Raw genomic sequence first — 23,715 nt, 5'->3', positions numbered from 1 at the left:
TCACCTCACCACACTCAGTTGCTGAGACATCGAGCGCAGCGAATCCGCTGCTGCGACAACCTCTTTCAGAGCGATATCCTGAGCGAACTCGGCGTCACCGATCCCCGTGGGCAGGGGAATGTTCTGGGCACCGTCGCGGTGGCGGACGGAGTCCTCCAGGCCGGCGGCCAGAAGGTCTTCGGTGATGCATTCGTGGTGCAGCGGCAAGCCGATCCGCGTCATGAGGTCGGCGACCCGGTCGAAGCACTGATCGTGGAAAAGTCCCCGTTCTCGTGCGATCAGGCAGGACAATGCGATATCGATCGCTACCGCCTCGCCGTGGTACAGGATCGGTTGTGCGGCCAGTTCGAAACTCGGACTGAAGGTGTGCCCGAAATCGGCGGCTCGTGCCAGGTTGTTCTCGAACAGGTTGCCTTCGAGCTCTTCCAGGATCGCGGAGATCGCGGCGTCGATCACCGGCCCCGCGACGGCGGTGTTGGTGGCGAAATCGTGTGCACTGCTCCACCGTTGCTCGATCGTGTGGAAGAGCCCGACATCCTTGATCAGCGCAATCTTGAGGATTTCGGCCATGCCGTTGGCGATCTGACGGTCCGGCAGGGTGGCCAGGAAGTGCGGGTCCACCACCGTGTGAACAGCCGGATAGTAGGTGCCTACACGGTTTTTGCGCTTGCCGACATTGATGCCGGTCTTCGCACCCACCGCGGCATCGACCATGCCGAGCAAGGTCGTCGGCACCCGCACGTACGGCACCCCACGCCGATAGATCGAACTGGCGAACCCGACGACGTCCGTCAGGACGCCACCGCCGATGGCAACGACGGCGTCGCGCCGCCGTGAGAGGCTGAATCGGTCGTACTCGCGGACGATCCTTCCCACCGTTTCGGCGGTCTTGGTGCGCTCGGCCGCCTCGATCGTCAGGATCGTGTAGCTGGCGGCGGCGTCGTGGAAATATGCTTCGATGGCATCACCGAAATGCGCGAGCACTGTGGCGTCGACGACCACGAGGGTGCGGCGGCGGTCGGTCCCCAACGCTTTCGCGAGGTCCCGGTTGCCGGGGTCGAGACAGCGGCTGGTGCGGGTGATCGAGTACGACACGGTCCGGTCTTCTCGGACGGTCCAGGTGCGATCCATATCAGGGTGCCTCCAGTGCTTGTCGCGCCGCCGGCGCGGTGCTGTCGAGGGCCAATCGCGCAGCACCACGCATCGGTTCGTGGCCGTCGGCGTCCAGCCGAGTGATGCGCTCTCGGAAGATGCTGGGTTGGTGAGTAGAGGCCAGGTACAGGCCGTGATGCTCCAATGTCCGGTACAGGCTGGCCATCCAGTGCTCACCGAGCATGTCCACGACTCCACCGGTCACATACACGTGATCGACTCGCGGATCGATGGTCAGCAGGTACAGCAACCCCAGCGCGACCGGCGCAGTCGACGCATCGAGAAATGCTGCGGCAGAAGCACTCTCGTTCTGCAGGGCGGTGTGCAGTCGAGCCAACAGTGGCATAGGGGGGTTGGGGCTGTCGGTGACGTCGAGGATGCTCGACAGCTGCGCTAGGTTGCGTTCGATCGCCGCGCCCGACGAGATCGCCGCAATGTGCCCAGTCGCCCCGCAGTCGCAGATCAGCTCAGCGGCAACGGTTCCCGGTGGGGGAGGCGAGAGTGCGGGCAAGTGCCCGATTTCCCCTTGGATGCCATGAATCGGATCGACGAGCACGACACCAGAGGCGACATCGATCGTCCGGGCAGCGATTCCGGTACTGACCGTGACACCGGTCAGACACCGCCATCCCTGCGCCTGCACTTCCCCCTGGGCGGCGATAGCGACCACCAGACACGTCACGTCGGAGGCGACACACCAGATCAGGCCCGGTTCCGCGGCGGTCAGTACTGCGCGCAGATCGAAGGGGTCCAGCGCGTCACCCCACAGCGGGGCGCTGGCCATGACCTGCCCGGTGGTGGCGTTGATCGCGGCACCGAGCGAAATCCCGACTCGGCGCACACCGGGATATCGGGCGAGAAGCGTCCAGGTGCGGTCAAGGAGATACCGCACCAGCAGTTCTCGAAGCGTGGAGGGATGGCGGCCGGTGCCGGCTCGAGTGACCGCCGGATACCGGACAGGATGCGTCAGAGCGCCGTTGGCATCGACGATGGCTGAGCGCCACCAGGTGCCGCCGATATCGTGCACGATCACCGGCTCGTCGTTTGTGGTCGCGATCATGCCAGCGCCGCCGGTTGCGCGGCGAAGTCGGCGAACAGATAACCGTTCTCGTCCAGAACCAGCGCAGCAGATGTGCGCGCCGCACTGTCGGCAGGCGTGAGCAATTGCGTCACCGCGGCCTTCTTCCCACTGCCGGTCGCCAACAGAATCCGGGTCGGGATGGCGTGCAGGTGGTCCTGGCTGAGGGTGACTCGGTCTTCGTCGTCGCGGGTGGTAGCCAGGACCGTCTGGGTGCAGACGGGAATATCAGGTTCGAAGATCGCGGCCGTGTGTCCGTCGGCGCCCAACCCCAGCACCACGATGTCGGGTCGAGGCAGCCGCGCGATTTGTTCGGCGTACAGGCCGGCGACCTCGAAGGGGTTGCCGTGAGGGATCGGATGCCACCGCGGGCGGGCCGCGTCCGCAGTGTCGGTGAGATCGAAGGCCGATGCGAGCGCTGTGCCATATCGTTGCGCCGGGTCCGGAGTCATCCGCTCATCAGTTTGTATGAGATGCACACAGGCCCAATCGATGTCGCTCTCGATCAGCCTGCGGTACGTCGGTAGTGGCGTCGTGCCTCCTGCCACTGCGAGCACACAGTCCTCACGCCGGCGGAGAACCTCGCGGATCCGCCTCTCGATCAACGCGGCCGCTGCCACCGCCATTGTTTGTGCATCGGCGTGGAACTGGCAGTTCGGCGTCATTGCATCTCCATGGTGTGTCTTTCGGTCACAATCGTGTCCTTCTCTCGTGGGAATTTCGTGCGGGTCGTAGCAACTGGCTGCAGATCCGGGGGTTGACCTTGCCTAGTGCGGACAGCATTGGTTTGAGGCGCGGTGCGCAGCGCGGGCCTCAGCGGGCGGTTGGGTTACCGGTTGACCCGAACTGACGGCAAAACTGTTGGGCAGCAGCAGGAATGAACACCTGCACATGCGTGGTAGGCGTTGGCTCTCCGGAAGGGTCTGGATCCGGCGGGCGGGGCTGGCCGTAGACCACTTCGTCCACGAGGTCCGACCATGCGTTGGCGTGCTCTCCTGCCACATGCCAGGCACGGTGGACGAGTTCCTCGCGCCGTTCGTCAAACAGTGCAGTCACGGCATCCAGATGTGCCTGCGTCATATCGTCCACCGCGTGCCCGAGTGAGTCGGCGCAACGCTCGGCGAACGGGGCATGCTGCAACGTCCACAGGTCGATCTGTGCGATTAGTTGCAGTCGCCGGAGAGCGAAATCCGGTGGGCCCGTGGGGTCGGTGCGATGTGCCAGGTGCAGCTCCGCCAATGCCCGCGCGCATTGTGTGATCGGGTGCGTGTCCGGATTGTTGCCGATATGTCCGCAGAGCGCGGCGAACATCTCATGCCAATCTGGCAGGAGTGGAGGAGGGGCTCCGTTGTTCATGCTCAGTTCCCCACTGGGGAAAGGGCTTTCGCGGAGTCCAGGGTGATCGCTACGGCCGTGTCGAAGGGCGGGCGGAGCGTGCCCACGGGACTATCGAGCCAAACGCGCATCGTGTCGGCGGGGCCCGGCAGCATGATCATTGCGCCTTTCGGGGTCCGAATCGCTTGTACGCGGTACAGCTTCGAGAACAAGAAGATGCTGCGGGTGTCCTCGGCGGATGCCGCTTGGGTGAGAACCGTCAGAGCGCCCGTGAGGCGGTTTTCGATGATCGGCGTAGTCAGTAGCTGTCTACTCAGCTCGATCCGCACGCGGTCGCCCAGGATGGCTGGCATCTGTATGGCATCCACGGGTCCGGCGCGCAGGATGATTTGGTTGTACGCGTCGATGTGGGTACCGGTGAAACCGTTTTCTTCGCAGTATCGATCGCGCTGGGCTGCAACGGTTTCGGTCAATGCTGTGGACATGGTTCCCTCACGGGGCGTGAACTCGCGGCGGGGGCGGAGGCGATTGTCGGACATCGTGGCAATCCTCAGTAGTCGAACCCATCGGACAGAAATGCGTGTGCTGCCACCCAGTAGGTGCAGGCAGGGCCATGGGAATCACGAGTCAGAATGCGGATCGCGGTGGTTTCGGTGAGTTGACCGATGTCGTCCTCACAGCAGCGAATGCCACGATCATTCGAAATCGGGCGGCATGACAGATCTTTCGGCGGCACGACAACCTCCCCACGGGCGCTGATAGGTAGCACCCGGTCCGGGGGACATCGCCGGCGCGGTGGTACGACTTGTCGGCGACGCCTATCCCGCGGAGAGGGCGATTGCGGTTCCGGCACCGAGTGCTGTGTGTCACTCTCGCGTGGCGCCTGCGTCCTTTGGTGGACCGCTTCGGGACCTTTTTGGTCCGTCATCGGACCTCTTGTCCGCCAGCTCTCGCGCTTTGGGGTGGGATATCTCTAACGTTGACTGAGCGGAGGACTGATGACGAAGAAGCTACGCACCCGGTTGGAACAACTGGCAGCGCAGAGGCGTCTGACGATTGCGGGTTTTCAGCGGGCATTCGCCGCGGAAGCCGAAACGTCGGGCCTGAAACTCGTTGTCTCGCAAACTCAGGCAAAGCGATGGCTCGGAGGAGTCGCCGCTCCTCGGGAGGAATCGCAACTGGTCCTTGAGAAGTGGTTCGGCGAGCCTGCCGAACAGTTGTTGGGGCCGCCGCGCTCGCAATCCCCCCGATCGATCACTGAACAGGAGCTCGCTGTGAATGCCGGACGCGAATCGGTGAGTCACGCCATCGCTGCGGCTGCGGCGCTGGACCCCTCGGTCCTGGAACATCTGCACGCGGCCTCGGAGTATGCGGCGCACGCGTATTACGTGACTCCGCCGTTGGAGATGTTGTCGGATCTGGTGGCGCTGCGCGACACCGTGTACACCCAAATCGACCGCACACACAAGCCTCTGCAGAAGGCGCAGCTGTACTTGATCGCAGGCCAGGTGTGCGGGTTGTTGTCATCGGTGTCGTGGGATTTGGGGCTACTGCGGGCCGCTGCCGAGCAGGCACGTGCCGCACACACCTACGGCGGCATCATCGATCACCCCTCGTTGCAAGCCTGGGCAAAGGCGCTGCAGGTCACTGTGACGTTTTGGTCGGGCAGCCCGCGCGAGGCTGCCTCGATCGCCGTGCGTGCGCTCGAGGGGGCGCCGAACGGGACGGCGAGAGCCCGGCTGCACAGCGTGCATGCCCGCTCTCTGGCAATGATCGGCGCGCGCGGTGAAGTGCGCGCCGAGCTCGCAGCGGCCGCTGACGAACTCGACCGCGCGGGCGGTGACGAATTCCTCGATGGCATAGGCGGTGAGTTGGCGTTCGACCGTGCCCGGCGAGGTTTGTGCGCGGGAGCTTCTTATGTCGTTCTTGCCGATGGCGACCAGGCCGAACGTGAAGCCCAGGGCGCCGTCGAGCTGTTTGCAGCGATTCACGAGGACGAGCGGTGGGCCGCCGGCGTGATCAGCGCGCATGTCGATTTGGGTGCCGCCCGCGCTTTGCGCGGAGACTTAGCGGGCGCCCAAGTGGCACTGACGCCTGTGTTCGAGCTCGATACGGCCCGCCGCACCGAAGCAATCGCCCAACGTCTGCATGCGATGGCTCGCACACTGAGCACCACCTACTACCACGGTTCTATCGAGGCCAGAGACCTCGGCGCCGAGATCGAGGACTTCACCGCCGCCAGCCTGGCGCGCAGGGCTGTGCCACGCGCATTGAATCCGTAATCGACACCCCTGTGCCGTCAGATGCCACAGTGATCGAGCTGGTAGGCGTCCCACAGGCGCAGGATCGCTTCCTCGCGTTCCGGTGAGATCCCCAGCTCGCCCGCCCGCTCGTGGACGACTGAGGCACCTCCAGCACGCAGCCACCCCCAGGTATCGGCGACAGTTTCCGCGATACGCCGATTACTGAAACCTGCTGCCCGTGCGTGCGCGGAATCGACCGCCCATGCACCTTGGTAGGTGCGCCACAACGGCAGTTCAGTCCACTGCGCAACACCTTGACCTACCAGCCATTGCTCATCCGTCACCCATTCCAGCTGCCCGGTGCCCCCTACGGCCTGGTTGCAGGCATCGAGCATGTCGCCCACCGTTTCGTGACCACCGGCAGTGACATTAAAGATTCCCGGCTGCTCGGCGGCAGTGTGCAGCGCGAATTGCGCGACATCCCGCACGTCTACCGGTTGAATCGGGCGCTGCGGATCGCCAGGGGCGAGGATACGGCCGCCGCGCTGCATCCGCTCGAGCCACCACTGTAGGCGGCCGACGTACTCGCGCGGGCCGAGGATCACTCCCGGGCGCAGGATCACCGACCGGTCCGCGCCGAAGACCTGCAACACCGCCCCTTCACATCCGGCCTTGCCGAACCCATAGGTGGACGGTCCGGGGTTGCCGTCATAGCCGTAACCGGGCCCGGCGTCGGGCGGGCACTCCAAGATCGGCGACTTCTCCGTCAGTGGTTCCAGCGGCCAGCCTTCGTACACCGATACGGAGGAGACCAGCACATACCGGACGGCGACCGGCTCCAAAGCTTGTGCCACCGCAACGGTTTCGCGCGGAACATAGCTGGATGTGTCGATCACGGCGTCGTACGGCCCGCCCTGGGCCAGCCGCGCGAGATCGGCCGGGTCGGTGCGATCGCCCCGGATCAGAGTCACGCCTTCGGCGTCGCTGCCGGATCGCCCACGCCGGAACGTGGCGACCTCTATTCCGTCCGCGATCGCTTGCTCAGCGATCGTTCGACCGAGAAACCAGGATCCGCCCAACACCAAAATCCGCATCACCACAACCATTGTGGTCGAGCGCTACCGCCCTGGCGAGCGATTCGACAGGCGATGCAACAGCGTGGACAGCAGAGCTGCGCGTTCTCCCATCACGGTCACATCGACGCGTTCTCCACGCCCGTGAGGATGCGCGCCGAGAGCGCCGAGCCCATCCAGCGTCGGAACTCCGATCGCGGCAATGAGATTCGCATCCGATCCGCCCGCGGACCGGTCGGCCGCCAATGGCCGCAGACCCAACTCCCACGCGGCGGCCGCCGCCTCCGCGAATACGTCCACCCCTAACGCTGGTTCGAATGGCGGCCGTTCGATACCGCCCTCGACAATCACCCGCGCGCCCTCGACATGAGGTTTCAGCGCCGCCATCGCGTCATCGACGTCTTCGAGGTCGGAGCGAGTCCAGGCACGCACATCGACGTGGCACGTAGCGAACTCAGGGACGACGTTGGTGGCTGTACCGGCTGAGAACATGGTGGGGGTCACCGTTGTCTCACCGCTGCCCAGGTTGTTGATCGCGAGGATCTGGTGCGCCAGCTCGACGCCGGCATTGACACCGAGCGCAGGCTCTAGGCCTGAGTGAGCTGCCTTGCCGTGCACTTTTACCTGATAGTTCGCGATGCCTTTGCGGGCGACCTTCACTGCACCACCGTCGGCGCTCGGCTCACAGACAAGCGCGACTCCAGCGAGCTTGGCCTGCTGCTCGATCAGTGGCCATGAGGTCGCCGACCCGGTTTCTTCATCGCTGGTCAGCACCACGCTCACCGCGGAGGTATCGGCCATCAGTTCCAGTGCGGCGAGCAGTTGCACAATGCCCGCCTTCATATCGAAGACTCCCGGGCCTGTGGCGATGCCGTCGTCCGCGATTTCGAATCGCCAGTCGGTGATCGTTCCCAAGGGCCAGACCGTATCGAAATGCCCAACGACCAACACGCGTGGTCGCGGGGCCTGGGCTACCAGGTGAACGTTTTCTCCGGACCACACGAGATCTACGGGTCGCCCTAGGGCTTTGTCCAGCCAGGGTGCAAGCAACTGGGCGCAGTTGCGCAGAGCCTCAGGGGAATTCGAGGGAGATTCGCACTCCACCAGCTCGCCCAACTGCTTCAACATTGTCGGCATCATCGCGGTGGCCGACTCCAGCGTGTGGTGTTCGTTTCCCATGCGAATCAATCATCGTCCGATCTTGCGCCGCGTGCACACTCAGTCACCTCAAGAGCACTTTGTCCGCATGGTCGGCGCAGTGATCGCGACCCGGATCACCCGGGGTGATGGCGAGGCGAATCATGCTGTAGGCCACCGGGTTCAGAGAGGTCGTGCTCTGACCTTCACGTGAGATCCCGTTGTGTGGACTGATGTCGAGGTAGGACTTCAGGATCCAGTGGCGACCGAGGGCCGACAATTCAGCCCTGATCCGTTGCAATAACTCATATCACCACGCAGCGGTCGAGCTTCATATGGTCGGTGCCGCCGAGGGCGAGATCATGAGATGCTGCGCAGCGTGGACACCGATTTCCAGTCGGCGCTGGTCGTTCGCGTGATGCGCGAACAGAGCGCCGGGCGACTGCCGAGTCTGAGCGTGGCGGTCGGTGTCGACGACGTGCTGCGCGCCGAAGCATCGGCGGGATTCGCTGATGTCGAAGGCCGCATCCTCGCTGGCGGTCAGGCCTTCCGTATCGGCTCGATCACCAAGACGTTCACCGCGGCGCTGACGTTGCTGCTGTGCGAACGAGGTGACCTGGCGCTCGACGCGCCGATCGGTCGATACCTGCCTGAGGCGCCTGAAATCGGGATCGGTCACCTCACCTTGCGCATGCTGCTGTCACACAGCAGTGGTCTGCAGCGCGAGGTACCCGGCGATATGTGGGTCAGTATGCAGGGCCCTTCGGCCTCGGAACTGCTTGAGGCCCTGGGCCAGGTCGAATTGATCGCCGAGCCCGGGCAGCGGTGGCACTACTCCAATCTCGGCTATGCAGTGATCGGATCGGCGATCGAGCACGTCACCGGCCGCCAGTGTCAGACGCTGATCGATGAGTTGCTCATCGGCCCTCTCGAGTTGACTCACACCAGCTGGACAACCCCGCCCGGCGCCGCGATCGGCTACCGGCTCGATCCCTATATCGACCGTGTCCACCGTGAGCCGGGCATGGACCAAGCCGCCGTCGGCGTGGGCGGGCAGTTGTGGTCGACCACTGGGGACCTGCTGCGGTGGGGACATGCCTTATGTGCAGGTCAGCCTGATGTTTTGCCGCTTACAGTCGTCGATGCCATGCATCGGATCCAGGTCATGGTGGACACCGAGTCTTGGACGAAGGGCTGGGGGATGGGCCTGATACTCGAACGGCGCGGCGATCACATTCTTGCGGGCCATACCGGTGCGATGCCCGGGTTTCAGGCGGCACTGTTCATCGACCGCAAGACCACCACAGTCGTTGTCGCACTGTGCAATGCGACCCGCGGCATCACACTGAGCGACCTCGCCGGCGACATCGCTCTCGAGGCCATCGCCGCCCGGCCCGCGCCCACTCCGCCGGTATGGGAACCGGCGCCGGCGTGCCCGCAGGATGTCGCGGATCTGGTCGGCAGCTGGTGGTCGGAGTCCGATGAGATCGCCATCCAGTGGCGCCGCGGCGGCCTGTACGCGCATCTCGTGGCGAGTCCGGCCACCACCGGCACCTCCTTCGCCATGGAGGCACCCGGACGATTCCGTGCGGTCACCGGACGGCTACAAGGAGAACTGCTGGTGGTGACACGCACACTATCGGGTGTCGAATTGCGTTGGGCGACTTACCCGCTCACCCGTTCGCCGCGATGAATCCCTGCAGTCGCCCGCGGGTCACCGCTGTTGTCGACTCATCGGCGGTGACCGACAATGCGCGATCGGTGGTGCGGAAGACCTGCAGTACACGAGGGGTTACCGGTGTGCCACTGGCATAGGTGAGGGTTCGTTCGATGGCAGACATTGCGGCATCGACTTCTCCGGTCTGCAGGTCGGCGATCGAGCGCTCGAGCTGCCAGATGAGGTTGTTTCTGACGAAAGTCGCAGGACCGGTGCTCTGCTGCTCGGTCAGGGCCTCGACTGCGTCGTGAGGATTGCCCAGGTCGAGCAGGCACGATCCGCGATGGCCGGCCAGCGCTGTGTGGTCGAAGACGGTGAGCCAATCCGGATCGTTGGCCTCATCCTGATGCTGGTCCAGGTGGGTCTCGGCGAGCGCGAGCATCTCCTGGCAGAGGCTGGCTTCGTTGAGTTTGGCATGTGCCCGGGCGGCCGTGGTGGCGACGAACGCGGTCAGCCGCCGGTTCCCGCTGCGCTTCGCCCACGCCAGAGCGCCGTAGGCGAGCTCCACCCCGCGAGCCGGATCCCCGTTCCAGGTGTGGATGAACGCCGAGTTCGGCCCACCGATATAGGCGACCAAGTCCAGGGCCTTCGCCTTCTCGGCATTGCTGCGGGCACGGGCGAGAATGGTCTCTGCTTGCCGCAGGTACCCGTGGTCGAAGCTGATCCACGCTGTCAGTTGCTGAGCTTCCGCGACTGCCCGCCACAACCCTGCGTGCTGGGCCACCGAGGCTTTCGCCGCTAGCGCCTCGACGGCTTTGATGCAGCGTTCGACCTGTTGGAGCTGGCCTGCGGCCATCGTGTGGTCGTGGCAGCGGACATCGATGATCAGCGTCCGCAACGTCTCCTCAGCGGTATCGGGTGTGAGGTCCTCAGATCTGAGATCTCGCTCCGGCTCGAGGAATGCCGATGCGAGACGTACCAGTTCACCGGAAGCCTCGAATACTTCGTCCAGCCGTTGCACCAGGTCCGGGTGCGGCCGTCGCTCCGCTTTCTCGATCCGGCCGAGCAGGGCACCGCTGACGAACACCTGCCTGCCGAGCTCGGGCAGTGACCAGCCGGCGCGCACCCTGCGATCACGTAGTTCAGCGCCGAAGGCCGCAGCAGCGGACACACATGGGCTGAGTTGACGTAGGACCTGCCCCACGAGGGGATTATGCGCGTGCCAGTCCACCTTCACCAACAGAACACATCGGAAGCCCTTCTTGCCTAGGCCGTTTGAGCCAGCGTCCGTTGCCAACTGACGTGACGCACTGACGCGGTCGTGAGCTGACATGTGTCAGGTTTGCAGAGATTGGGCCGCGCACCTGGACATTCCGTGGACTGCCCAGCCTCGACCGTGCGCGAACCTAAGGATCGTCGGGAGCCCAAAGCATTCATGCAGTGCAGACATCGCCCCTGCCTGGCCGCTAGGGTGTCGCGGGTGACGACATCGAGTTCGGGGAATTCCGCCGCTACCGATGTGCTGCCTGTCGAGCAGTATGTGGCCGGGTTGGCACGCAAGCGCATGGCAGCCGGGGTTTTGTTCCGCGACCCTGCAGAGCGGGTGCTGTTGGTCGAGCCGTCCTACAAACCGAACTGGGAGATCCCCGGGGGTGCCGTCGAAGCGGATGAGGCTCCCTGGGCAACAGCGCAACGCGAGGTGATCGAGGAGTTGGGCCGGCACCTAGCGGTGGGCAGGTTGCTGGTCGTGGACTACGTCCGCCCGCAAGACAGCCGTCCCGAGGGCGTGGTGTTCGTCTTCGACGGCGGTGTCCTGACCGAGGACGAGACGGCCTCGCTGGTATTGCGCGACGGTGAGATTCTTTCCGCCTCGTTCCATACCTTGGAGCAAGCCGGGGCGCGGGTGAAACCGTTGCTCGCGGAGCGTCTCTGCGCCGCGCTCACGGCTGCGCGTGAAGGTGCGACCGTGTTGTGCGAGCAGGGGCGGCGCATCGCCTGACTGGTGCGCCGCCTGGTTGGCTCGATGTGATCATGCCGGGGTAGGCAGTGCTTCCAGGGCTCGTAATGGCGGCGCTGCCATGGTGTTCGGGTGGGTTGTGTGTTGTTTGCCTGCCGCGCGGTAGAGGCTGTCGTGGATGCCGTCGGCGTAGAGCAACCCGTTCAGGTCATGGCGGATCTTGGCCAGGTGGCCGTCGGCTCGGAACCCCGCCGCACCCACTAACAGCACCAGCTCGCCGGCAGCTTGGTTGGCTACGTCGACACCGTGTGCTTTCGTGGCCGCACCCCATCGTTCGGCGTGAGGATGCCCGCTCTCCTCGAGCCGCGAAGCGACTACGGCTCCGAGTAGTGCGGTGACAATTTGGGTATGCGTGCGGCCTACCGTCACGAGCGCCGAGTCCCGCAATCGGAACATCCCGTTTGCCCTCTGCCGGGCGGTGAGAGCTGTTGTCACGGTGTCGAACACGGCGGCGGCACCGCCCAGGGCGGTGGCGGTGACCAGTGGCCGGTAGCTGGCGAAGTGCTTGCGCAACAACGCCATCCCCTCACCCCGCAGCACATCGTCGGGCCGGACCGGCACGGTGTCGAGGTCGAGGATGCCCCACGTCCACCCGGCCAGCCCGGCCGGGGAGATCATCTGCCGGTGCAGCCCCGGTTCGCTGGCATCCACCGCGGCCGCGGCCAACTGTCCGTCCGGGGCACGGAAGAACACCACGAACACCGCGGCTTCGGTCAGTCGGCTGATCCAGATCTTGCGTCCGGTGACTTGCCAGGTGCCATCGGGCAAGGCCGTGGCGCTGGTGCGGGTGCCCGCCGGGTTGGATCCGCCGTGCGGTTCGGTCATCGCGATTCCGGCCAGCTCGCCGGCGAGCAAGCGTGGAAGCCACCGCTGACGGGCTACCGGGCCCGCGTGGCGTGCGATGAGTGCTCCGTGTCCGAGGCCGGTGGCGTCGCGTAGGTCGATGTCGCGGTAGCCGCACACGAACTGCGCCAGCAGCGCGAACAACGCCGGTTGATCGGCGGTGTCGAGCGCACCTCGCTCTGCAAGCGCCGCACGCACGGCCTGCAACCGGCGGCTGCGCTCTGGTCCAGGGGACAGCTCCGGCTCAATCCGGCAGGTTTCCAGAACATCGTCCAATGCGCTGGCCAGCGTCCGCAGCCGCCGCCAGTCGATCCTGTTCGCGGTGTCGAGCACCGGCGCAAGCGGTTCCAGCCAGGTGCCGACCGCCTCCTGAAGTCCGATGGTGCTCACGGTGCCTCCCCCTGCACCCGTGCGGGGTGGCCGTAGGCCATGGCACCGGCCGGGATGTCGTGTGTGACAAGGGAACCGGCCCCGATCAGGGCGTGTTCGCCGATCGTGATTCCGGCCAGGATCACCGAACCGCTGCCGATCTTGGCGCCGGTGTCGAACCGGGGCGCGAGCAACGTCGGCTGGCGGAGTGGGTCGTGCCAGGTCAGCGTCTTGTCGTTGATCGTGCGCACGCCGGCACCGAGGAAGACCCGATCGGATATCAGCGTGGCGCTGGTGATGTGCGAGCCGGGAGAGCATCGCACCTCCCGGCCTATGCGGGTAGCCCGTTCCACGCAGAGATGGTGGCCGAGCACGCTATCGGAACCCACCTGCACGCCGCTGCGTAACAGCGAATAGTGCCCGATCACCGTGTTCGCCCCGACGTGAACGTCCGCGTACACGACTGCGCCGCAACGGATTACTGCGCCGGGACCGATAACAGTGGCGCTGCCGTTGCCCGGGTAGATCTGTCCGACCGCGTATCCGTGCTCGGGTTTGCCGACGACGGAATGTTCCTCGACGCGGGCCTGTTCGGAAACGGTGGCCCCTCCGTGCACCACCGCGAAGGCACCGATCACCGCGTGGCGCTCGATCACCACCGGGCGCAGAACACCCAGCTCGTCGGCCGGGATGAACACAGCGAACCGGCTGATCTGCACGCTCTCATCGGCGTGCAGCAATCCGGCTCGGTCAAGTTCGGCTACGGTCATCTCCCGCCCGGTGGTCGAGATCCTCGACGCCGGTGAGGGTTTCGCAGGAATTGTCATCGTGTACCTCCACCGCGGCAGGAAAAGGGTGGGCTGCCGCGACATTTCCAGAACACGCCCGATCGTGGCCTCCGACCATCTGTTTTGCACGACACGGCAACCCTTTGCGGGGTATGCAAATCGGCTGGCGCGGTGGATGATCGGGCGGATACGCTCTATTTCCCGCCCTGAACGAGGAACACGGGCATGGACCAGGCCCGCGCAATCTGGAACACCCCCGCCGTCCGCACCGCTGCCGAATCCGGCGACTACGGCGCGGTTGTGCGCGCCGTCCGACGGGCCGCCAATCTCACCCTCGCCGACCTCGCCGAACTCTGTAGTTACTCGATCTCTTCGCTGTCACGACTCGAGCGCGGCAAACAGCGCCTGAGCGATGTTCATGTGCTGCGCAGCCTCGCTGACTCCCTGGATATCCCACCTCATCTGCTCGGATTGGCCAACACACCACCGCAAACGGTGCGGCAACGACGACCCGCCGCTATCGTCGGCGTCATCTCAGCGCCGGACGAGGAGACCGAACCTATGCGTCGTCGCACGCTGCTGACAGGACTGACCGGCCTCGCCGGCTCCGCGACGCTCGGCGTGTCTGCGCTCCCACCAGCCCCCGGCAATCCTCTGTCCGGACTGGAGCACGTCCTACTTGTTCCACCCTCAACCGGCACACTCGTCGGGCTGCCGCGACTTGAGCACGATCTGGCCACCGTGCGATCGTCCTTCGACCTGGGCCGCTACACCGACGTCGCCGCCGAACTCCCGAATTTGCTACGCAACGCACTGGCCACTGTCGCCTCAGCCAACAGCAGCGACGACATCGGCGCAACCAACGCTGTGCTCGCGAAGATCTACGTCGTGGCATCCGCAGTGACCGTCAAATTCGCCCACGACCAACTCGCCTGGACCACCGCTGACCGTGCGATGCAGGCCGCTCACAGCAGCGGAGACACGCTGACCCAGGCCGCCGCACACCGGGCCTGGGCCATCGTTCTGCGCCGCACCGGTCACGCCGACACCGGCACACGCCTGGTAGTCGACACCGCGGCATCCCTGCAGTCCAATCTGCACCGTGGACCCCAATACCTATCGGTCTACGGATCACTGCTGTCCACCGCGGCCTACACCGCTGCCGTCGACGGCGACCGCGCCACCGCCCACACCCTCATCGGCGAGGCGATCGAAGCCGCAACCAGACTCGACAACGACGCGAACAGCTCTCGCACGGGATTCAGCTCAACGACGGTCGGGTTGTACCGGATCAGCATCGCCAGAGTCCTCGGCGACTCCGGCACAGCCATCGAAGTCGCCCGACAGATCAACCCGGCCACCATCGCGTCAAGAGAGAGGCGAGCGCAGTACTGGTCCGATGTCGCCCGCGCATTTCACCAATGGGGCAAGCCCGAAGCGTGCTACCGCGCGTTGCTGGCCGCCGAGCAAACCTCCCCGGACGAAGTCCGCTACCGCAAGCAAATACAGCACATCACCCGCAGTCTGCTACGCGACCCTGCGGCCACGTCCCTGCCCGGCGTGCAGGCATTCGCTCTTCGCACCGGAACCAAAGGCGCAGCAGGATGATTTGAAGTATGGATACACCAAACACTCGGGCTCTTTCTCGCCGAAATCGCCTAGGGTGCCGAATCGGACTTGATTGCTGACGACCACCCCAGGATCGGAATCGGTGAGGCAATGCGGATGCCGTGCACGTGGATCGAGGTGTAGCGACCGCGGCGGGGCCCGCGCGGTCGGTGAAGCGCAGGTGCCCGTACGGGTGTCCCACCGATCGATCCTCGCCGGGAATGCGCACGAACGGCCTCGAACCCCATGCGCGCCAATTCTCCGACACGTGAGGCCCGATTCCGGGCCCCACCCGTGCCGAAGAACGGATCAGCACGGAACAGCAGGGGCAGCACGAATGCGGTGTAGAGGGCGAGCATCACGCCCAGCCCTGCCGAGAACCGTGCCGGAAGGCCGCGGTCCAGGCTTCGCCCTCGTGCCGGGACAGGGCCGCGTTGATGGATCCGGTGACCCCCAGGGCCCGGCACCAGCGAATCCAGCACGAGCGCGAGACTGGTGTCGGTGTGCAGCGAGTACAAATTCTGGGACACGATCCTCTGCCAGGCCGAGCCCAACGAGGCAGCGGCGAAACCTCAAGTCGCGCAGCAGAAGGGGGACACCGCACGCCAGCTTCTGGCGCAGGTTGCGGCTCAGCCGAGCACCGACACGCCGACCGCGAGCGCGATCAAGATCAAGATCAAGATGCTGGCACTCGACCCGGCTTTCGACGAAAACCGCTATGGCTACCGCAACTTTCGAGAGTCCCTGGACAAGGTGCCCGGGGCGAAAATCGTCGGACGATCAGGTGGAGACATCACGGTATCGCTACCCTGAAAATCGCTGTGCACGTGCGGGATCCATGGGCCAGGTAATGGCGGAAAGTCGCTTCTTGGGGCGGAGGGTTGTTGGTCAGGATTCGGTCGGGGTCGCGAGTTTGTCGAAATGTTTCTGCATCGACGGGATCCACGCCACGAGTTCCGGCAGGTCAGCGGTGGCGACGCGCACTTCCTCGCCGTAGCGGATGCTCCGAGGGTCGGAGACCAGCGCCGACAGGTCGGTGGGGACGATGGTGTGGGGGAGGCCCAAAATGCCCAGGTCGGCGGCGATTTCATCGGCGGTGGCTTTGAACTCTCCGCAGCCGTTCTCGCGCCACATGGCCAGCCCCTGTTCGGACAGGACGCCGCAGGAGCGGATCAGGCCGCCGATCCGGGGTTGGGCCGCGCGCTCTTCCTCGGACAATGGCTGTCCCGCTACTCGTCCGGTGCCGGTGAGCGTGCCCAGGTGGCTGGTGAGACGTGCTATTTCGTCGATGCCGTCGTTGCAGCACGGTCCGCAGAACAAGCGGATCCGTTTCGGTGTGCGCGGGTCGGGGATGTTGAACCGTGACTGCCCTGCGGGGCGCAGGTCGGTGCCGCAGTCGGCGCAGGTGAGTGTGGCGTGTCCGTTGTCGAGCCAGTCGGTCGGCGGAGTCCACCGCATCATGGCCATCGCGCCGGGTGTCGGCTGGTAGTAGACGATGACCTGCCCGTGGGGTGTCATTGCTCGTAGTTCCAGTTATGGCCGCTGAGTCGGTATTCGGCCACCGGGATCGGGTCGATGCCGGGCCGTATGCGGGCGGTGTACAGGGTTCCGTCGAGGTGGTCGATTTCGTGGAGCAGTAGCCGGGCGAGGCCGTGGTGGTAGTCGGTGGTGACGAGTTCGCCGGTGAGCGTGGTGGTTTCGACTGTGATATGCAGTGGCCGGGGCACCAAGCCACGCACGTCGAAGAAGCTCAAACAGCCTTCGTACTGCTTGTCGGCCTCCTGCGATTCGGTGGTGACGCGCGGGTTGATCAGGATGATCGCGGGGGCGTGCGGGTCGGCCGGGCGGACAATGGCGGCGCGGCGGTCGATACCGATCTGCGGGGCGGCGATACCCATCCCCTTCGCGAAAGGGTGCACACGCGATACCCGGTCCATGGCGGTGAACAGGTCCTCGATGACGCCGATAGCGGTGTCGGCGTCGGCGGGCAGGTCGAAGGCGCGGGCGGGCTGAGTGAGGATGTCGGCGCCGGCCTGCACGATGCCCAGTCCGGCCATCGTGGTGGATGGGGTGGTGTCCATCACGGTGTATTCCCTTCCTGCGCTGCGGTTTCCGATTGTGGGCGGAACCGCCACTCCAGGTGGCAGCGGGTGTGCCGGGGTGGGCTGATCTGTGTGGAGCGACGGGCCTGGCCTGAACTCGTTCAGTCCTGGGCGCCGACGATCGGAAGCCACGGGACGGCGTTGGGGCGGAAACTCTGTCGCTCGGGTACCAAGCCGGTGTGGTCATCGAGGCTCATGATCGTGACCCCGACCAGCTTCGCGTCACCGTCGTCCTGGGCGGCAACCGAGCTGCCACACTTGCCGCAGAAGCCCCGCTGGGAATCGGGAAATGTGTTGTACCACAACGGTTCACCACCTGGCCCTGTCCATTCGAATCCCTCGCGCGGGAAGTCGACCCACGACATCACCGGGGCACCGGACAATCGTTGGCAGTGGGGGCAGCTGCACAGGTGGGGAAACGACAGTTCGCCCGATGCTTGGAATCGGATGTTGCCACACAAACAACCGCCTCGGTGCATTACACGCACCCCTTTCCCGAGTATCTGCGACACGATGGATCAGTCCAGAGCTGCCGAAGACCCCTGCTGCGGCCCGGGTGAGTCTACGCGGGTCCTGGTGTAGCGGACGCGGAGGCGAGGTCTGTGTCCTGCTGGTGTCATCAGCTTGCGTCCGGTAGTCCATTTCGTCGATTCTGCTGTGTACGGCCAGAATTCGGCCGATCATGTGGGTATCCGGTCGTAGGTGGGAGGCGCCCGTGCCAGAGCTCGCGGTATTGATGATCGATGCGCAGAACGGCTATATCGCCGAGGACGGCATTCGGGATGTTCTGGGCTGGCCACCGATATGGCGCTTGGGCGAAGTCCTCGGTGAGTGCGCGGACCTGCTGACCGCAGCCCGGGCAGCCGGCATTCCGATCGTCTACTCACGACAGGTCACGAGCCCAGCAGGTAGCTTGGCCGCTAATCCACGCGCAGCGCGGCACATGCTGTCACGGACATCAACATTGCCTGAATCGACAGCCGCACAACAAGAATGGCGAAGTGAAATCATCGACCGTGTTGCTCCCGTGCCTGGGGATCTGGTGCTCGAGAAGACCCGGCACAGCTTCTTCGCCTACACCGAACTCGATCCGGTCCTGCGAAGCCTCGGTGTTCAGCGGCTGCTCGTCGCGGGGTTGCAGACGAACGTCTGTATCGAAGCGACCGTGCGTGCTGCGCTGGAACGCAACTACGACGTAGCCGTCGCCGAGAACGCGGTCAGCACCGACGGGCCGGACCTGCACTACGGTGCGCTCAACTCGATGCGTGTCCTGTATGTCGAGGTGGCTCCGTGGCAGGAACTCATTGCCGAAGGCGCGCAGTGGAATCGGGCCTTCAGCACGCCGAACTACGGGCGAAACCCGGAATACTGGGACGAGACCGTACTCGAAGCGGTGCCGCGGTGATCGGCCAAGGGCTTGTTGCCCAGGACCGGATCGCGAGCGCTGAGGAGTATCGGGCGCTTCGCTCCTCGGTTGGGTGGACAGTCCCCGAGTCGGCGAAAAGCGAAGCAGCGCTGGCGCGGTCGCTGTTCGGGGTCGTTGCAGTGTGCGACGACAAGACGATCGGCATGGGTCGCGTCATAGGTGACAACGAGCTGTACGCGACCATTGTGGATGTGGTTGTGGCTCAGCAGTTTCAGCGCTTGGGCGCTGGCCGGAAGATCGTGGAGAGGCTCGTCGAATGGGCGCGGGGGCGAGAGATCGTCCACCTCGGTGTGGTTGCCGATGACGCTGTCGTCGGCTATTACACCAACTTGACCTTCCAGCCCAGCGGCCACTACCTGCGACTACCACCCGTCGATTCCCGTCGCTAACGCGCTGAGCCCGGTCGCTTGGGCCTGTCGGGTCACCGGCCGAGCCGCCACGGAATCTGGCGGGAGAATAGGGTCGTACCTCGCCCGCCTGCCTCGGACGGGATGTCGGCGGGCTTCAGATGCATTGCGCGCTACTCAGTCTGGTGCTACTCGTGCGGTTCCTGTTCGGCTGGCCACCCACGGTGAGTCCCCAGTTGTACCGTAGGCTCCGAGTTGGACTGGATCAAGTCACCAACACGGATGCGACCGGGCCGATTACCCCGAAGAGCCCCGCCAGTACATCGCTATTCCTGGTGGGGCTCTTCGCTTCCGCTGCTGACTACTCGCCGCGGTGCGGGGGCCCGGGGTGATCAGGTGATCCAGTATCGGAGAATGCGGGTGCCGTCGCTCCAGGTGAGGGTCGATTCGAGTTGGCCCGCACAGGATTCGATGATGCGTCGTGAGCCGGTGTTGGTTTCGTCGCAGCTGATAAGGATGTTACCGATGCCCAGTTGCTGGGCAACCGGTATCGATCGGCACAGGATCTGGGTTCCGTAGCCGCGGCGCCGGTGCTCGGCCAGCACCGCGTAGCCGATGTGCCCGCCGCGCTGGCGCAGGTAGTCGTTGAGGGTGTGGCGATCGATACGCGCCCAACGATTACGTCGGCGACGGTTGCCAGGAGAAACGTCGCGGGGACGATCACCGCGGGAAGGTTGATGCCGCGCCGGTAGTTTTCCAGAGCGGCAGGGTATTCCGACCATGACATCGCGGGAGTGAGTCCGAGCGCGAAGTCGAAGCTGTCGTCGCGGGCCATCGCCAACTGGGTGGCACGAACGATCTGTTCGTCGGATGCGCGCGGCGGATGCAGACACAGACGACCTGCCCATGGTTCACCTGATCCGTTTGTCACCGGCACTCGCAGACCCTAGGCGCGGGTGCTGACCGTGTCGAGCGAACAGGGAAAGCTGATCGGCCTCGGCTGCGCAGTTGTCTCGACCGCCACACTGGCCACGAGAGGTTCACTCGCGACGCGAGAGGTCGGGCGTGCGAGGTCGGTCGAAGAAGGCCACGGTTGCTCGGTCGCGGTGCTAGCGTGCCCGCCATGCTGATGTTCGCGATCGAGTCAGGTGAGATGGTCGAGTCCATTGAACGGCAAGCGAATTCCGCCGGAGTCCGACATGGAGCGATTGTTTCTCTGATCGGGGGAGTGGACGAGTTCACGGTCTCGACGATGCCCGCACACGATGCGACCGAGGACCAGGTGTCGACCTATCGCATTCCGGGCGAGATGCACGGCGCTGGAGAAATCCGCGACGGCAAGGTACACATACACGCCATGTTCGCCATACAAGGCGACCGTGCCGTCGCAGGCCATGTGCACTCGGCAATCATCGGAACCTGGTTCGCTCGCGCGTACGTGATCCCGCTCGCCCAGACATGATCCGGCCATGAGCCACCGTAGTCGACTGTGTCACTTCGTCATCGACGTCACCGACCTGGACGAGGCGACCAGGTTCTGGAGTGCGGTTCTCGGCGCGGCCGAGGAGCCGGTCAATCCGTCGAGTCGCCACGTCTACCGACGCTTACGGTTGCCGGACAACGAGATACGGGTGCTGCTGCAAGCGACCACCGATATCAAATCGACCAAGGAGCGGATGCATCTCGACATCGAGGCCGACGACGTGGAAGCCGAGGTCCGCCGCCTCGAATCGCTCGGCGCTGTGCGCTGGGATCACCAGCACGAACGTGGTTACGACTTCTGGGTGCTGCACGATCCCTGGGGGAACGAATTCTGCGTCCTGCAAACCGAATTCCCCGGCCTGCTGGCCCAGCGGCCCGAATGGGACTGAGACGAACAACCTTGGACCTTGCTCTCTCGGCGGGGGGAAATCGATGCGGTCGGACACCCGTACCGGACACTCTGCAAGGGGGCCCAGCATTCTTGGGGTTCTGTCACCTCGCGCGATCGCTGGGCTCGGGTGAAGGGTAGGAAAGCCGCCAAGAGCCATGTCCGGCAGTCCATCGGAGCTGACTTCCCAGCCGCTCGTTCCACAGATAGAGGACCGACTCGACTGCGTGGACGGCCAACGTAAGTGCGTCCATCTCATCGATGCCCTTGGCGTAGCTGTCACCGCCGCCGGGGTCATCGGGTGCGCCGCCACGGATCCGGTACGGGCAGGCGTACACCGAGCGACCGGCTTCTTGCCAGTACCACGGTTGTGGTCGACCGATCTCGACCGTCACCGGGCCCCGACCCGACTGATCGTCGAGGACGCGAGTCGCAATCGGCTCGCCCAGCGCAGGCGGCATCGATGATGTGGCGGTCATGGACTACCAGCCTAGGCCCCGACTTCCAGACCCACGCAGGTAACCGGATACGGGTATTGGCCGATGAACAGGATCGTTGCGCCGTACAGTTCCTGGCCTCTACTGCTCCTGCGGCTCGGTTACTAAGGCAGAGCTCCTATCGTTGGGCATCTCCGGTGCGATTCTGTGTCGGAGTGCCGCGAACCAATCGAGTAGTGAGGGGTCGTCGACCGCGTCGCGTGTGACGACGAGGTCCGGATCTGCGCCCTGGAGTATCCGTTTGACGGGTATCTCGAGTTTCTTTCCGGTGCGGGTATGGGGGATGCCGGGCGCGGCGATGATCTCGTCGGGAAGGTGTCGGGGGGAGAGTTCGGTGCGGATCGCGGTGTTGATTCGCCCGGCGAGGTCGGCATCGAGGCGGACACCGGCGGCGGGGACGACGAACAGCGGCATCCAGTATCCGCCTTCGGGCTGTTCTGCCCCGATGATCAAGGCTTCGGCGACGTCGGAGAGCTTCTCGACAACCTGATAGATGTCGGCACTGCCCATACGAATGCCATTGCGATTCAACGTGGAGTCCGAGCGGCCGTGGACCACGACGCTGCCGTGGCCGGTCATGGTGATCCAGTCTCCGTGGCGCCACACTCCGGGGTAGTCCTCGAAATATGCACTGCGGTAACGCGATCCGTCGGGGTCGTTCCAGAATCCGACGGGCATGGAGGGCATGGGTTCGGTGACCACGAGTTCGCCCATGCTCTCGTGCAGGGGCGAACCGTCGCCATCCCATGCCTGTAGTGCGACTCCGAGATAGGGGACCGACAGCTCACCGGGCCAGACCGGCACCGTGCGCGCGCCGCCGGCGAATGCTGTGACCACGTCGGTGCCGCCGCTGATGGAAGCGATCTGGATATCGTGGCCGACATTGTCACGCAGCCACAGCGAGGAGGTGGCCGGCAGCGCTGAACCCGTGATCCCGATCTGTCGAAGCGCCGACAGATCATGGTCCGCGCGTGGGACAACCGCGGCCTTCATGCAGCCGAGTACATAGCCGGGGCTCGTGCCCAGCACGGTGGTCCGGGTCCGGGCAGCCATCTCCCACAGTGCATCCGGAGTCGGAAAGGCGGGACTGCCCGTGTAGCAGACGATGGTGGCGCCTACGAGCAAACCGGCGACCTGGAAGTTCCACATCATCCAGCTGGGGCTGGTGTACCAGAAGAAAGTGTCTCGGGGGCCGATGTCCGAGTGCAGCGCAAGGGATTTCAAGTGTTCGAGCAGTACGCCACCGTGACCGTGCATGATTCCCTTCGGCAGCCCGGTGGTGCCGGAAGAGTAGACGATCCACAGCGGATGGTCGAAGGCGACCGGCTGGATGTCCATCGCGCATCCGTCCTGAGTCGCCTCCTGCCACGGCAGCGTATCGGGCACCGCAAGGCCGAGACTGGAAACGACTACCGTGGCGCGCAGTTGCGGCATGGCCGTGCGCAGGATTCCGATCTCGTGCGTTCGATCGTGCGTCTTACCGCCGTGCCGATAACCATCCGCGGTGACCAGCACCGTCGGCTGCAACTGGCCCAGCCGATCCAGCGCCGCCTGTGCCGAGTAGTCCTGACCACACGCGCTCCAGATCGCACCGATGCTGGCGGTGGCCAGGAACGCGATAACCGCTTCGGGGATATGTGGCAGGTAGCCGACTACCCGATCCCCGGCGCGGACTCCGCAGGATCGCAATGTTGCCGCGAATGCCGCTGTGCGCCCGAGCAGCTCGTCCCAGCTCGTTTCGCTGTTGGTGCCGTCCTCGTCGATCGAAATGATCGCCGGACGGTCGGTGCGGGAGTGGCGCACCACCTGATCGACGTAGTTGAGGTGGACGTCCGGGAACCACTGTGCGCCAGGCATTTCTGAGTTGGCCAATACTTGTCCGGGCAGTGGGCCGAGGTCGAAATAGTGCCAGATCGTCTCCCAGAAGTCCGATATCTCCTCGACCGACCAATGCCACAGCGCGGTGTAGTCGGGCAGGTCGATCGACATCCGGTCTGCGGCGAAAGCCGCGAAGTCGCTGATCCGGGCGCTCTCACGGTCATGGTCGGTCGGAAGCCATTGTGGCTCAGCGATTCCGGTCCCATGCAGCGGACTCATAGATGTAACTCTCCAATTGGCAGTGGACATGTCGGGGCAGGTCTTTGCGCGTGCCGCGCCTCTCGGTGCGCGAAGA

25 protein-coding genes are annotated in these 23,715 nt (G+C 64.8%); 9 read left to right on the top strand and 16 right to left on the bottom strand.

Translation table 11 applies throughout. From position 1 onward, the window contains the following. The 5 genes from ABZX86_RS29895 to ABZX86_RS29875 all read right to left on the bottom strand — a co-directional run bounded on the left by ABZX86_RS29895 (position 1) and on the right by ABZX86_RS29875 (position 4,104). Entirely contained in the window at positions 1–1,131 is a 1,131-nt protein-coding gene (locus ABZX86_RS29895; protein WP_355128042.1) for a sedoheptulose 7-phosphate cyclase, read from the bottom strand. 1 nt (position 1,132) lies between these two features. Next, the gene (locus tag ABZX86_RS29890; RefSeq protein ID WP_355128040.1) at positions 1,133–2,212 is read right to left on the bottom strand and encodes an ROK family protein; all 1,080 of its coding nucleotides are present in this window, start codon (positions 2,210–2,212) and stop codon (positions 1,133–1,135) included. Then, positions 2,209–2,895, bottom strand: coding sequence for a 6-phosphogluconolactonase (locus tag ABZX86_RS29885; protein ID WP_355128038.1), 687 nt, complete (start codon positions 2,893–2,895; stop codon positions 2,209–2,211). The genes ABZX86_RS29890 and ABZX86_RS29885 overlap by 4 nt, the downstream gene beginning before the upstream one ends. A 148-nt stretch (positions 2,896–3,043) precedes the next feature. After that, positions 3,044–3,541, bottom strand: coding sequence for a hypothetical protein (locus ABZX86_RS29880; protein WP_355128036.1), 498 nt, complete (start codon positions 3,539–3,541; stop codon positions 3,044–3,046). A gap of 47 nt (positions 3,542–3,588) precedes the next feature. Beyond that, positions 3,589–4,104: a hypothetical protein gene (locus ABZX86_RS29875; protein WP_355128034.1), complete on the bottom strand. Its 516-nt coding sequence runs from the start codon at positions 4,102–4,104 to the stop codon at positions 3,589–3,591. 459 nt (positions 4,105–4,563) lie between these two features. On the opposite strand from ABZX86_RS29875, the gene ABZX86_RS29870 reads away from it, so the two are divergent. Beyond that, positions 4,564–5,847, top strand: coding sequence for a hypothetical protein (locus tag ABZX86_RS29870; RefSeq protein ID WP_355128032.1), 1,284 nt, complete (start codon positions 4,564–4,566; stop codon positions 5,845–5,847). Between the two features lie 17 nt (positions 5,848–5,864). Here ABZX86_RS29870 and ABZX86_RS29865 read toward each other — a convergent pair whose 3' ends face one another. Next, the gene (locus ABZX86_RS29865) at positions 5,865–6,902 is read right to left on the bottom strand and encodes an NAD-dependent epimerase/dehydratase family protein (RefSeq protein ID WP_355128030.1); all 1,038 of its coding nucleotides are present in this window, start codon (positions 6,900–6,902) and stop codon (positions 5,865–5,867) included. A gap of 24 nt (positions 6,903–6,926) precedes the next feature. Further along, a complete protein-coding gene (locus ABZX86_RS29860; RefSeq protein WP_355128028.1) occupies positions 6,927–8,060 on the bottom strand; it encodes a M20/M25/M40 family metallo-hydrolase in 1,134 nt (377 codons plus the stop codon). Between the two features lie 337 nt (positions 8,061–8,397). Between ABZX86_RS29860 and ABZX86_RS29855 the strand changes: the two genes are divergently transcribed. Further along, entirely contained in the window at positions 8,398–9,711 is a 1,314-nt protein-coding gene (locus ABZX86_RS29855; protein WP_355128026.1) for a serine hydrolase domain-containing protein, read from the top strand. Here the strand turns inward: ABZX86_RS29855 and ABZX86_RS29850 are convergent. Then, the gene (locus ABZX86_RS29850) at positions 9,692–10,846 is read right to left on the bottom strand and encodes a helix-turn-helix transcriptional regulator (protein WP_355128024.1); all 1,155 of its coding nucleotides are present in this window, start codon (positions 10,844–10,846) and stop codon (positions 9,692–9,694) included. The genes ABZX86_RS29855 and ABZX86_RS29850 overlap by 20 nt on opposite strands. A gap of 309 nt (positions 10,847–11,155) precedes the next feature. Between ABZX86_RS29850 and ABZX86_RS29845 the strand changes: the two genes are divergently transcribed. After that, positions 11,156–11,674 (top strand): NUDIX hydrolase, encoded by a 519-nt coding sequence (locus tag ABZX86_RS29845; protein WP_355128022.1) that lies wholly within the window; start codon positions 11,156–11,158, stop codon positions 11,672–11,674. A 30-nt stretch (positions 11,675–11,704) separates the two neighbouring features. Here the strand turns inward: ABZX86_RS29845 and ABZX86_RS29840 are convergent, their stop codons facing one another. Then, a complete protein-coding gene (locus ABZX86_RS29840; RefSeq protein WP_355128019.1) occupies positions 11,705–12,925 on the bottom strand; it encodes an acyl-CoA dehydrogenase family protein in 1,221 nt (406 codons plus the stop codon). Continuing rightward, positions 12,922–13,731 (bottom strand): DapH/DapD/GlmU-related protein, encoded by an 810-nt coding sequence (locus tag ABZX86_RS29835; RefSeq protein ID WP_355128017.1) that lies wholly within the window; start codon positions 13,729–13,731, stop codon positions 12,922–12,924. The genes ABZX86_RS29840 and ABZX86_RS29835 overlap by 4 nt, the downstream gene beginning before the upstream one ends. Before the next feature lie 186 nt (positions 13,732–13,917). Here ABZX86_RS29835 and ABZX86_RS29830 point away from each other — a divergent pair, with 186 nt between their 5' ends. Continuing rightward, positions 13,918–15,300: a helix-turn-helix transcriptional regulator gene (locus ABZX86_RS29830; RefSeq protein WP_355128015.1), complete on the top strand. Its 1,383-nt coding sequence runs from the start codon at positions 13,918–13,920 to the stop codon at positions 15,298–15,300. Positions 15,301–15,801: 501 nt separating this feature from the next. Continuing rightward, positions 15,802–16,113 (top strand): hypothetical protein, encoded by a 312-nt coding sequence (locus ABZX86_RS29825; RefSeq protein WP_355128013.1) that lies wholly within the window; start codon positions 15,802–15,804, stop codon positions 16,111–16,113. A gap of 75 nt (positions 16,114–16,188) precedes the next feature. On the opposite strand, the gene ABZX86_RS29820 is transcribed toward ABZX86_RS29825, so the two are convergent. From ABZX86_RS29820 to ABZX86_RS29810, 3 genes are all read right to left on the bottom strand, one after another. Continuing rightward, complete coding sequence (locus ABZX86_RS29820) at positions 16,189–16,818, bottom strand: hypothetical protein (protein WP_355128011.1); 630 nt, start codon at positions 16,816–16,818, stop codon at positions 16,189–16,191. Then, positions 16,815–17,381: a peptide deformylase gene (locus ABZX86_RS29815; protein ID WP_355128009.1), complete on the bottom strand. Its 567-nt coding sequence runs from the start codon at positions 17,379–17,381 to the stop codon at positions 16,815–16,817. Before ABZX86_RS29815 ends, ABZX86_RS29820 begins: the two co-directional genes overlap by 4 nt. A gap of 122 nt (positions 17,382–17,503) precedes the next feature. Then, complete coding sequence (locus ABZX86_RS29810; RefSeq protein WP_355128308.1) at positions 17,504–17,881, bottom strand: GFA family protein; 378 nt, start codon at positions 17,879–17,881, stop codon at positions 17,504–17,506. Positions 17,882–18,138: 257 nt separating this feature from the next. Between ABZX86_RS29810 and ABZX86_RS29805 the strand changes: the two genes are divergently transcribed. Both ABZX86_RS29805 and ABZX86_RS29800 read left to right on the top strand, forming a co-directional pair. Next, positions 18,139–18,807 carry a cysteine hydrolase gene (locus tag ABZX86_RS29805; protein WP_355128007.1) on the top strand — a complete coding sequence of 223 codons (669 nt, stop codon included), beginning with the start codon at positions 18,139–18,141 and terminating at the stop codon, positions 18,805–18,807. Continuing rightward, positions 18,804–19,217: a GNAT family N-acetyltransferase gene (locus ABZX86_RS29800; RefSeq protein WP_355128005.1), complete on the top strand. Its 414-nt coding sequence runs from the start codon at positions 18,804–18,806 to the stop codon at positions 19,215–19,217. Before ABZX86_RS29805 ends, ABZX86_RS29800 begins: the two co-directional genes overlap by 4 nt. A gap of 350 nt (positions 19,218–19,567) precedes the next feature. Here the strand turns inward: ABZX86_RS29800 and ABZX86_RS29795 are convergent, their stop codons facing one another. Further along, positions 19,568–19,957, bottom strand: a complete 390-nt coding sequence (locus ABZX86_RS29795) for a GNAT family N-acetyltransferase (protein WP_355128003.1) — start codon at positions 19,955–19,957, stop codon at positions 19,568–19,570. 341 nt (positions 19,958–20,298) lie between these two features. On the opposite strand from ABZX86_RS29795, the gene ABZX86_RS29790 reads away from it, so the two are divergent. After that, positions 20,299–20,637 (top strand): DUF296 domain-containing protein, encoded by a 339-nt coding sequence (locus tag ABZX86_RS29790; RefSeq protein ID WP_355128001.1) that lies wholly within the window; start codon positions 20,299–20,301, stop codon positions 20,635–20,637. A gap of 7 nt (positions 20,638–20,644) precedes the next feature. Then, positions 20,645–21,046, top strand: coding sequence for a VOC family protein (locus ABZX86_RS29785; RefSeq protein ID WP_355127999.1), 402 nt, complete (start codon positions 20,645–20,647; stop codon positions 21,044–21,046). Between the two features lie 103 nt (positions 21,047–21,149). Here ABZX86_RS29785 and ABZX86_RS29780 read toward each other — a convergent pair whose 3' ends face one another. Both ABZX86_RS29780 and ABZX86_RS29775 read right to left on the bottom strand, forming a co-directional pair. Continuing rightward, a complete protein-coding gene (locus tag ABZX86_RS29780) occupies positions 21,150–21,524 on the bottom strand; it encodes a hypothetical protein (RefSeq protein ID WP_355127997.1) in 375 nt (124 codons plus the stop codon). A 99-nt stretch (positions 21,525–21,623) separates the two neighbouring features. Continuing rightward, positions 21,624–23,639, bottom strand: coding sequence for an acetoacetate--CoA ligase (locus tag ABZX86_RS29775; protein WP_355127995.1), 2,016 nt, complete (start codon positions 23,637–23,639; stop codon positions 21,624–21,626). Positions 23,640–23,715: the final 76 nt, after the last annotated feature.

The sequence above is a fragment of the Nocardia sp. NPDC006630 genome, from assembly GCF_040611495.1.
Lineage (GTDB): Bacteria > Actinomycetota > Actinomycetes > Mycobacteriales > Mycobacteriaceae > Nocardia.
This window is presented reverse-complemented; position numbering and strand designations above follow the sequence as displayed.

Excerpts from the sequence above, each read along its gene's own strand:
- ABZX86_RS29885 (WP_355128038.1), bottom strand. The coding sequence starts at position 2,895 with ATGACGCCGAACTGCCAGTTCCACGCCGATGCACAAACAATGGCGGTG.
- ABZX86_RS29810 (WP_355128308.1), bottom strand. The coding sequence starts at position 17,881 with ATGCACCGAGGCGGTTGTTTGTGTGGCAACATCCGATTCCAAGCATCG.
- ABZX86_RS29835 (WP_355128017.1), bottom strand. The coding sequence starts at position 13,731 with ATGACAATTCCTGCGAAACCCTCACCGGCGTCGAGGATCTCGACCACC.
- ABZX86_RS29865 (WP_355128030.1), bottom strand. The coding sequence starts at position 6,902 with ATGCGGATTTTGGTGTTGGGCGGATCCTGGTTTCTCGGTCGAACGATC.
- ABZX86_RS29780 (WP_355127997.1), bottom strand. The coding sequence starts at position 21,524 with ATGACCGCCACATCATCGATGCCGCCTGCGCTGGGCGAGCCGATTGCG.
- ABZX86_RS29870 (WP_355128032.1), top strand. The coding sequence starts at position 4,564 with ATGACGAAGAAGCTACGCACCCGGTTGGAACAACTGGCAGCGCAGAGG.
- ABZX86_RS29785 (WP_355127999.1), top strand. The coding sequence starts at position 20,645 with ATGAGCCACCGTAGTCGACTGTGTCACTTCGTCATCGACGTCACCGAC.
- ABZX86_RS29890 (WP_355128040.1), bottom strand. The coding sequence starts at position 2,212 with ATGATCGCGACCACAAACGACGAGCCGGTGATCGTGCACGATATCGGC.
- ABZX86_RS29880 (WP_355128036.1), bottom strand. The coding sequence starts at position 3,541 with ATGTTCGCCGCGCTCTGCGGACATATCGGCAACAATCCGGACACGCAC.
- ABZX86_RS29795 (WP_355128003.1), bottom strand. The coding sequence starts at position 19,957 with ATGGTCGGAATACCCTGCCGCTCTGGAAAACTACCGGCGCGGCATCAA.
- ABZX86_RS29830 (WP_355128015.1), top strand. The coding sequence starts at position 13,918 with ATGGACCAGGCCCGCGCAATCTGGAACACCCCCGCCGTCCGCACCGCT.
- ABZX86_RS29895 (WP_355128042.1), bottom strand. The coding sequence starts at position 1,131 with ATGGATCGCACCTGGACCGTCCGAGAAGACCGGACCGTGTCGTACTCG.
- ABZX86_RS29815 (WP_355128009.1), bottom strand. The coding sequence starts at position 17,381 with ATGGACACCACCCCATCCACCACGATGGCCGGACTGGGCATCGTGCAG.
- ABZX86_RS29875 (WP_355128034.1), bottom strand. The coding sequence starts at position 4,104 with ATGTCCGACAATCGCCTCCGCCCCCGCCGCGAGTTCACGCCCCGTGAG.
- ABZX86_RS29805 (WP_355128007.1), top strand. The coding sequence starts at position 18,139 with ATGATCGATGCGCAGAACGGCTATATCGCCGAGGACGGCATTCGGGAT.
- ABZX86_RS29820 (WP_355128011.1), bottom strand. The coding sequence starts at position 16,818 with ATGACACCCCACGGGCAGGTCATCGTCTACTACCAGCCGACACCCGGC.
- ABZX86_RS29790 (WP_355128001.1), top strand. The coding sequence starts at position 20,299 with ATGCTGATGTTCGCGATCGAGTCAGGTGAGATGGTCGAGTCCATTGAA.
- ABZX86_RS29775 (WP_355127995.1), bottom strand. The coding sequence starts at position 23,639 with ATGAGTCCGCTGCATGGGACCGGAATCGCTGAGCCACAATGGCTTCCG.
- ABZX86_RS29860 (WP_355128028.1), bottom strand. The coding sequence starts at position 8,060 with ATGGGAAACGAACACCACACGCTGGAGTCGGCCACCGCGATGATGCCG.